This window comes from Streptomyces lycii (genome assembly GCF_009735685.1).
GTDB classification, from domain to species: domain Bacteria; phylum Actinomycetota; class Actinomycetes; order Streptomycetales; family Streptomycetaceae; genus Streptomyces; species Streptomyces lycii.
Window position 1 is genome coordinate 1 of record NZ_WHPN01000386.1, and the last position, 7,864, is coordinate 7,864.

Here is a 7,864-nt window from a genome sequence, read left to right on the forward strand (position 1 = left end):
GCCCGCGAAACCTGCTGAACCTGCTGAACCTGCTGAACCTGCTGAACCGGCGCGCCCGGCCCGCTCCGGACGCCGGGACGCCACCCCGCGGCATTCCCCGGACCCCGCGGCATTCCGCCGGTGGCAGCCGCGGAAATCGGCGGCGTGCATGTCATGAGCGTGGTAGAAAACACTCATGACATGCACGTGGTGGGGCCGGACGGCACCCCCACGACGGCCGGCCGCGGGACGGCGCGGCGCCGGCCGGGCCGAGCGACGGACGGGACCCCGGGCGTGAGTGACTGGAAGCTGACCGAGACCTACCACGGCCCCACCGGCGAGGTCCGCTGGGCGCGCCTGGGCGAGCGGGGGGCGGATCCCGTCGTCCTGCTGCACGGCACGCCCTTCTCCTCGTACGTCTGGCGTGGCATCGCCCGTTCGCTGGCCCGGCGGCACGAGGTCTACGTCTGGGACATGCCCGGCTACGGTGCCTCGGAGAAGGCCGACGGGCAGGACGTGTCCCTCGCGGCCCAGGGCCGGGTCTTCGCCGGCCTGCTGTCGCACTGGGGCCTCGACCGGCCGCGGGTCGCCGCGCACGACTTCGGCGGCGCGGTGGCGCTGCGCGCCCATCTGCTGCACGACGCCCGCTACCGGCGGCTCGCCCTGGTCGACCCGGTGGCCGTCGCGCCCTGGGGGTCACCGTTCTTCCGGCTGGTCGCCGGTAACTCCGGCGTCTTCGAGCAGCTGCCGCCCGCCCTGCACCGGGCCCTCGTGCGGGAGTACGTCAGTTCGGCCAGCAGCCCCGGTCTGCACCCCGCCACCCTCGACCGGCTCGTCGGGCCCTGGCTGGGCGACGCGGGGCAGGCCGCCTTCTACCGGCAGATCGCCCGGGCCGACCAGCGGCACACCGACGAGATCCAGGCCCGCTACGGCGAGATCGGCATCCCGGTGCTGGTCTGCTGGGGCGCCGACGACACCTGGATCCCCGCGGACCGCGGCCGCGAACTCGCAGCCGCGATCCCGGGGGCCGCTCTCCGGCTGTTCCCGGGCGCCGGACATCTGGTCCAGGAGGACGCCCCGGCCGAACTCGCGGGCGCCCTCGGGGACTTCCTGGCGGCGGAGTGACCGCGCCGGCCCGGACCGGCAGGGTGTGACCGTGCCCGGCGGTGCGGCGGCCGTACCCGGCCGGGCGGGCCGGGTACGGCGTGCCCTGATCCCCGTCAGCGCAGGTCGAGCCGCATCAGGACGCGGGGGTGGCCGGCCAGCACCGAGGTGGTGTCGGCGGCGTGGGTGAACCCGGCGCGCTCGAAGTTCTTCCGGATCCCGGCATACGCCATCGTCATGTCGACCCGGGCATCACCGTTGTCGAGCGGGTACGCCTCGACCGCCGGTGCGCCGTGGGCCCGGGCGAAGTCGACCGCACCCGCGATCAGGGCGTGCGAGATCCCCTTCTTGCGGTGACCGGGGCGTACGCGGATGCACCACAGCGACCAGACCGGCAGGTCGTCGACATGCGGGATCTTTCGGCTGCGCGCGAAGGAGGTGTCCGAGCGGGGCGCCACGGCGGCCCAGCCGACCGGCTCGTCGCCGTCGTAGGCGAGCACCCCGGGCGCGGGCTCCGCGCGGCACAGTCCGGCAACGTACTCACCCCGGGCCGGCCCGCGCAGCTCGTTGTTGAGCTTGGACGGGAGCCGGTGGCTCAGGCACCAGCAGACGTCCGCCCCGGGCGACTTCGGACCGACCAGGGTACGGACATCCTCGAAAGCCGAAGCCGGGCGCACTGCGATGGTCATGACGCCACGATGCCACGATGCACCCGGTGACACCGCTCAACCTCGGTGAAACGGCACCACCGCACCGGACCACTCGGCCGGGGCTGCGCCGCGCCCCCGGTGCGGCGGACCCGGTAGCCCCGGTGGACCGGGCGGACGCCACGGCGTCGGCCGCGGTGCGCCGCGGGGGAGGGCCTCATACCGGGCCTCACATCGGGCCTGATGCCGGGCTTCGTACCCGGGCCTGATGCCGGGCCTGGTACTGGGCGCTGCCGGCGGTCCGGCGCTGTCGGCGGTCCGGCGGTCCGGCGGCCCGGCGGTTCCGGTGATGCGGTGGCAGCGCGGCGAGGCGCCCCGGCCGTCGTCGTACGCCCGCCGGAGGACGGCGGGACAGCCCTCAGGCCGCCTTCGCCTTGGTGGCGTAGATGTCGACGTACTCCTGGCCCGAGAGCCGCATGACCTCGCTCATCACCTCGTCGGTGACCGCCCGCAGGACGTACCGGTCGCGGTCCATGCCCTCGTAACGGGTGAAGTCCAGCGGCTCGCCGAAGCGGATCGTGACCGGGCTGATGTGCAGGCGTCCCTTGCCGCCGGGCTGGACCTTGTCGGTGCCGACCATCGCGAACGGCACGACCGGCGCGCCGGTCATGAGGGTCAGCCGGGAGACGCCGGTGCGGCCGCGGTAGAGACGGCCGTCGGGGGAGCGGGTGCCCTCCGGGTAGATGCCGAACATCTTGCCCTCCTCCAGCACCCGGCGGCCGGTCATCAGCGCGGCGACACCGCCGTGCCCGCCGTCCCGGTCGACCGGGATCATGCCGGAGGTGGAGAAGAACCAGGCCATCAGCCGGCCCTTGACGCCCTTGCCGGTGACGTACTCGTCCTTGCCGATGAAGTACACCTGCCGCTTGAGCGACAGGGCCAGGAACATCGAGTCGACGAAGGTGACGTGGTTCCCCGCGAGGATGACCGGCCCGGTGGCGGGGATGTGGTCCGCGCCCTCGACCCGGGGGCGGAACAGGACGCGCATGAGCAATCCGAGAAACGCCTTGAGCACAATGCGGGACAACGGGCCCTCCGGTCCTGGTCGTCGTTCTGGGCACACCGCGGCACTGCGATTGTCGGCTGCACGAGTGTGCAGGTGAGGACGATACTCGCGGCTCGGCCCGGGCCGCACATCGGGTTCACGGGACGGATACGCAGCGTTGACCCGTGTTTCCCCTGCGTTCGGCCCGCCGTCTCCCCGACGACAGCCGCAGCCGCCTACGATCGGCGCGTTGTTCGACAGGTTCAGGTCATGCGGAGCACGTTCGGCCACGCGCGAGGAGACGTCGATGGAGCAGTCGCAGGAACACGGTGAAGCCCGGAGCCCGGAGCGCGGCAGACGCGGGCAGCGGACCGGCACCCCGGGCCGCCGCGCGCTGCTGGGGGCCGCCGCGGCCCTCGGCGCCGGCGCCATGGTCACGGCCGGCGCGGGCACCGCCGGCGCGGCGGGCAGCTCCGGCCGGGGCCGCGGCTCGTACCGCGACCTGCCGGTGCCGACCGTGGTCGCCCACCGCGGCGCCAGCGGCTACCGGCCCGAGCACACCCTCGGCTCCTACCAGCTGGCGCTGGACATGGGCGCGGACGTGGTCGAGCAGGACCTGGTGCCCACCAGGGACGGCCACCTCGTCTGCCGGCACGAGAACGACATCACCGGCACCACCGACGTCGCCGACCACCCCGAGTTCGCCTCCCGGAGGACCACCAAGTCGGTGGACGGCGTCGAGCTGACCGGCTGGTTCACCGAGGACTTCACCCTCGCCGAACTCAAGACCCTGCGCGCCACCGAGCGCATCCCGGGCACCCGGCAGCGGAACACCCTCTACGACGGCCGCTGGGAGGTGCCGTCCTTCGAGGAGGTCCTGAAGTGGGCCGACCGGGAAGGGCGCCGCCGCGGCCGGCCCGTGTGGCTGCACGTCGAGACCAAGCACCCCAGCTACTTCCGCGGCCTCGGCCTGGGCCTGGAGGAGCCCCTGGCCGGGCTGCTCCGCAAGTACGGCCGGCACCGCGGGAACGCCCCGGCCTTCGTGCAGTCCTTCGAACCGAGCAGCATCCAACGGCTGGACGAACTGGTCGGCACCCCCGGCGTGGTCCTGCTGTCCGCCGCGGACTCCCGGCCCTGGGACTTCGTCGAGGCCGGCGACCCGCGCACCGTCGCCGACCTCGTCACCCCCGAGGGGCTGAAGTGGATCGCCGGTTACGCCCGGGGCATCGGGCCGACGCTCGACCTGGTCATCCCGAAGGGCGCGGACGGCAGGCTCGGTGAGCCGACCACCCTCGTCCGGGACGCCCACCGGGAGGGGCTGATCCTGCATCCGTACACGATGCGGAACGAGAACACCTTCCTGCCGGCCGACTTCCGCCGGGGCACCGACCCGAACGCGTACGGCGACGCCTTCGGCGCGTTCCGGGCGTACTTCGAGACCGGCATCGACGGGATCTTCTCCGACAACCCGGACACCGCGCTGCTGGCTCGGGACGCCTTCCGCAAGGGCTGACGCCCGGGGGCCGGAGACCGGGGCCGGAGACCGGGGCTGGGCGTCGGTCCATGCGGAAGGCTCCCGCCCCGGTCACCGGCCCGCTCACCCGTGCGGGTGAGTTCCGGCCGGGTCCGAAACCGGCTGCCGGAGCACGGGGTCCCGGAAGGCATGACACCGAGTGACCTTCTGACCTCGCTGCGCCCGCTGCTCGCCGCGGAGGCGGCCGCCGAGGCGTACGGAACCGGCATCGAGGCGGCCGACCTCGAACAGGGCGTCTGGCTGCGGCTGTTGGAGCGCGGCCGGGAGACCGGTCCGCTGCCCGCCCCCGAGGCGGCCGGCTGGCTGCGGGCGGCGGTGCGGACCGAGGTGCGGGGCGCCCGGCGGCGGGCCCGCCGGGAGGTGCCGCTGCCGTACGACGAGGCGCCGTACGCGGTTCCGGTCGGGACGGTGTCCTACGACGGCATGCCGTACGGCGAGGTCCCCCACGACCCCGCGCCCTACGACACCGAGCCCGGCGACCCCGCGCCCCACGAGGGTCCGGCGGCCGGCGGTGACGGGCCGGACGGCGGCGGGCGCGGTGCCGCGGTGACCGGCTGGGCGGCCGTCCCCGCGGTCGAGGAACGGGTCATGGCGGCCGAGACGAGCCGGGCGCTGCGCCGCGCCGTCCGGAGGCTGCCGGGCCGCTGTCCCGGGCTGCTGGCTGCGATGCTGTCGCCGAGCGACCCCACATACCGGGAAATCGCAGGTGAGTTGGGAATCTCACAAGGCAGTCTGGGGCCTGTCCGTTCCCGATGCCTGGGATGTCTGCGCAGAATGCTCGCGGCGGAGGTTGCGACTCCTGAACTTCGGGGAAAGGAGCGGTAGCCGGCCTGCGCCAGGGAGGCGGCGGAATCCCGCGCCGGCTCCGTCAGGGCACCCGTCCGGGCGCACCACCCACCACCCTCATCCCGCCCGGGCAGACGACAAGGGGAGGCATGCGCGTATGGGCAAGAGCGTGACCATCTCTGCGGCGACCGATCAGGACGCCGAGCAGATCCTCAAACTCCAGTACCTCTGCTACCAGCGCGAGGCGGAGACCTACGGGGACTACTCCATCGAGCCGCTCACCCAGAGCCTCGACGACCTCCGTACCGAACTGGGCCAGAGCCGGGTGCTCGTGGCCCGGCTCGGCGCGGAGGTCGTCGGCTCGGTGCGCGGGGTCGTGGACCCGGACGGCACCGCCCGGATCGCCAAGCTGATCGTCCATCCCCGGATGCAGCGGCACGGGCTGGGCGGGCGGCTGCTCGCGGCGATCGAGGAGCAGCTCTCCGCGGAGCTGGAGGCCAAGCGCTACCGGCTCTTCACCGGCCACCGCAGCGAGGGCAACCTGCGGCTCTACCGCAGCCACGGCTACGCGCCGGTGAGCACCGAGGAGGTCTCCCGCAAGCTGAGCCTGATCACCCTGGAGAAGGAGGCGTCCGCCCAGGCGTACGCGGCCAGCGCCTGAGGGCGGCCCGGGGCGCAGCGGTACGGGGCGGGGTCCGGCGCGGTGCCGGCCCCGCCCCGGCGCGTTCCGGGAGCCCCCGCGCCGTCGCCTCCGGTCCCGCGTCGCGTCCGGTTCCGCGTTGCGTCCGGTAATCCCGCGTCGCCTCCGGTCCCGCGGCGCGTCGGGTCCCGGGGCTCACCTGGTCCCGCGGCGCGTCCGGTCCCGGGGCGCCCTCCGGTCCTGCGTTGCGTCCGGTCCCGGGTCCGGGGTGCTTCCGTCCGGTGCCGCGTGCTCGGACCGGCGGCTGCGTGTGCCTCGCTCCGGGGTCACGCTTCCGCCCGGGGTCGCGGTGCTCCTGCTGCGGAGTGCGCGGTGCCTGCGTCCAGGCGGGCTTGCGGTGCTCGCGCTGCGGAATGCGTGGTGCGCGGTGCTTCCTGCGGGCCGCCGCGGTCAGCCGCGCCGGGCCCGGCGCAGCCAGTACAGCCCGGCCACCGGCAGGATCAGCGGCAGGAAGAGATATCCCATGCCGTAGTCCGACCAGACGGTGGCGTCGGGGAACGCGGCCGGCTCGACGAGGGTCCAGGTGCCGACCCCGAGCACCCCGGCCAGTTCCAGGCCGCAGCAGAACTGCCCGACGCGGCGGGCCGTCTCGCCGCCCCGCACGAGGGAGAACAGAATGACGGCGTAGACGCAGGCGGCGGCAGCGGAGAGGACGTACGCGAGCGGAGCCTCGTCGAACTTCATCAGCATCTGGGCGACGGAACGGGATGCCGCGCCGACCGTGAAGACGCCGTAGAGCAGTACCAGCAGCCGTCCCGGCCCGCTGCCGAGCCGGGTCCGGGGTGCCGCCGGGCCGTCCGCGTCCGGGGCGGACCCGTCGCGCCGCGCGCGCGGTGCGCCCGGCGCGTGCGGTGTGCCGGGCTCCTGCGGTGTGCCGGTTGAGGCAGGTGCGTCAGGTGCGTCCGCTGCGTCGGGTGCGCTTCGTGCGGGGGTGTCCTTCTCAGGCACCGGTGCCGCCTCCCCAGATGTCGTGGAGCCGAACCTCCAGCACGGCCAGGACGACCGCGCCCGCGGCGACGGTCACGGAACCCCACCGGGTCCGTTCCGTCAGCGAGAGCACACCGGCGGCCGGGACGGCGGCCGCCGCCCCGACCAGATAGGCGACGAAGATGCCCGTGCCGCCGTCCGGCTCCTCGCCGCCCGCCAGCCGCACGATGCCGACGACCAGCTGGACCAGCACCAGGACGGTCACCACGGCCATGCCGATGAAGTGCCAGTCCTTGGTCGGCTGGTCACGGTGGGCGGCGAAGCCGCACCAGGCGGCGAGCGCGAGAGCGGCCACCGAGACCGCGAGCGTCAGTGCTGTGATCACCAGTGGCTCCGGCGGGCGCACGGGCCGGCGCCGCCGGCGCCGGGCTGGGGGAGAGACATGCCGACGACTTTAATGCGCGCCGCAGGCCCCGCGGCGGGCACCCCCGGAGCGTGCTCCGCCGGTGCGAGCGCGTGCTCCGCCGGTGCGGGCGCCCGCTGGTGCGAGCGCCTGCCAGTGTCCGCGCAGGCCCGCACCCGCCGGCCGTGCTGCCCGTGTCCGTCCGTGCCCGCCCGTGACCGTCCGCCGTACCCGTCAGCTGTTCCTGTCCGCGCCCGCCGTCTCCGTCCGCCCGTCTCCTTCCTCCGTCTCCGTCCGCCCGTCTCCGTCTGCCCGTCTCCGTCCGCCCGTCTCCTTCCTCCGTCTCCGTCCGCCCGTCTCCGTCTGCCCGTCTCCGTCTGCCCGTCTCCGTGCGCACGCAGCCCCCCCGGGTGATGGCACCGCTTGCGGCCCCGGCGGTGGCCGGTGGCCGGGTGGGGACCCCGCCCGCGGGCGTGGCGTTGGCCACACCCCGCGGCGTCCCGCCCCCGTGGGCACGGGGCCGGGCGGGCCCGTACGCCCTCGGGCCGTCCGCTCAGTGAGCATCTCTGTCCGCAATGTGGACCCCGTCGCTCACCGTCACCGGGGGTCTGTTTTACTTGCCGCATGACCACGACGAGCAGCCGCACCCCTGCGACCGAGGCGCTTCAGCCGCCCGGTGCTCGCCGCATGTGTCGAATGTGTGACCGCTGAGGGCCCACGCCAGAGCCTCGCGCCCCGA

At 74.4% G+C, this 7,864-nt stretch carries 8 protein-coding genes; 4 read left to right on the forward strand and 4 right to left on the reverse strand.

Annotated elements, in window-relative coordinates; genetic code table 11:
* The first annotated feature begins 273 nt into the window (after positions 1–273).
* The gene (locus GCU69_RS26305; protein WP_098751012.1) at positions 274–1,104 is read left to right on the forward strand and encodes an alpha/beta fold hydrolase; all 831 of its coding nucleotides are present in this window, start codon (positions 274–276) and stop codon (positions 1,102–1,104) included.
* A gap of 95 nt (positions 1,105–1,199) precedes the next feature.
* Here the strand turns inward: GCU69_RS26305 and GCU69_RS26310 are convergent, their stop codons facing one another.
* Positions 1,200–1,772: a GNAT family N-acetyltransferase gene (locus GCU69_RS26310; RefSeq protein WP_098751005.1), complete on the reverse strand. Its 573-nt coding sequence runs from the start codon at positions 1,770–1,772 to the stop codon at positions 1,200–1,202.
* A 376-nt stretch (positions 1,773–2,148) separates the two neighbouring features.
* Entirely contained in the window at positions 2,149–2,817 is a 669-nt protein-coding gene (locus tag GCU69_RS26315; RefSeq protein WP_098751006.1) for a lysophospholipid acyltransferase family protein, read from the reverse strand.
* A gap of 388 nt (positions 2,818–3,205) precedes the next feature.
* Between GCU69_RS26315 and GCU69_RS26320 the strand changes: the two genes are divergently transcribed.
* The 3 genes from GCU69_RS26320 (at position 3,206) to GCU69_RS26330 (ending at position 5,756) form a co-directional block, all read left to right on the forward strand.
* The gene (locus GCU69_RS26320) at positions 3,206–4,288 is read left to right on the forward strand and encodes a glycerophosphodiester phosphodiesterase (protein WP_408055846.1); all 1,083 of its coding nucleotides are present in this window, start codon (positions 3,206–3,208) and stop codon (positions 4,286–4,288) included.
* A gap of 150 nt (positions 4,289–4,438) precedes the next feature.
* The gene (locus tag GCU69_RS26325; protein ID WP_098751013.1) at positions 4,439–5,134 is read left to right on the forward strand and encodes an RNA polymerase subunit sigma; all 696 of its coding nucleotides are present in this window, start codon (positions 4,439–4,441) and stop codon (positions 5,132–5,134) included.
* A gap of 118 nt (positions 5,135–5,252) precedes the next feature.
* On the forward strand, positions 5,253–5,756 hold the full coding sequence (locus GCU69_RS26330) for a GNAT family N-acetyltransferase (RefSeq protein ID WP_098751008.1): 504 nt from the start codon (positions 5,253–5,255) through the stop codon (positions 5,754–5,756).
* Between the two features lie 429 nt (positions 5,757–6,185).
* On the opposite strand, the gene GCU69_RS34625 is transcribed toward GCU69_RS26330, so the two are convergent.
* Together GCU69_RS34625 and GCU69_RS26340 are read right to left on the reverse strand one after the other, a co-directional pair.
* Positions 6,186–6,743, reverse strand: coding sequence for a hypothetical protein (locus GCU69_RS34625; protein ID WP_328630021.1), 558 nt, complete (start codon positions 6,741–6,743; stop codon positions 6,186–6,188).
* Positions 6,736–7,107, reverse strand: coding sequence for a hypothetical protein (locus tag GCU69_RS26340; RefSeq protein ID WP_098751009.1), 372 nt, complete (start codon positions 7,105–7,107; stop codon positions 6,736–6,738). The genes GCU69_RS34625 and GCU69_RS26340 overlap by 8 nt, the downstream gene beginning before the upstream one ends.
* Positions 7,108–7,864: the final 757 nt, after the last annotated feature.

Excerpts from the sequence above, each read along its gene's own strand:
- GCU69_RS26310 (WP_098751005.1), bottom strand. The coding sequence starts at position 1,772 with ATGACCATCGCAGTGCGCCCGGCTTCGGCTTTCGAGGATGTCCGTACC.
- GCU69_RS26325 (WP_098751013.1), top strand. The coding sequence starts at position 4,439 with ATGACACCGAGTGACCTTCTGACCTCGCTGCGCCCGCTGCTCGCCGCG.
- GCU69_RS26320 (WP_408055846.1), top strand. The coding sequence starts at position 3,206 with ATGGTCACGGCCGGCGCGGGCACCGCCGGCGCGGCGGGCAGCTCCGGC.
- GCU69_RS26330 (WP_098751008.1), top strand. The coding sequence starts at position 5,253 with ATGGGCAAGAGCGTGACCATCTCTGCGGCGACCGATCAGGACGCCGAG.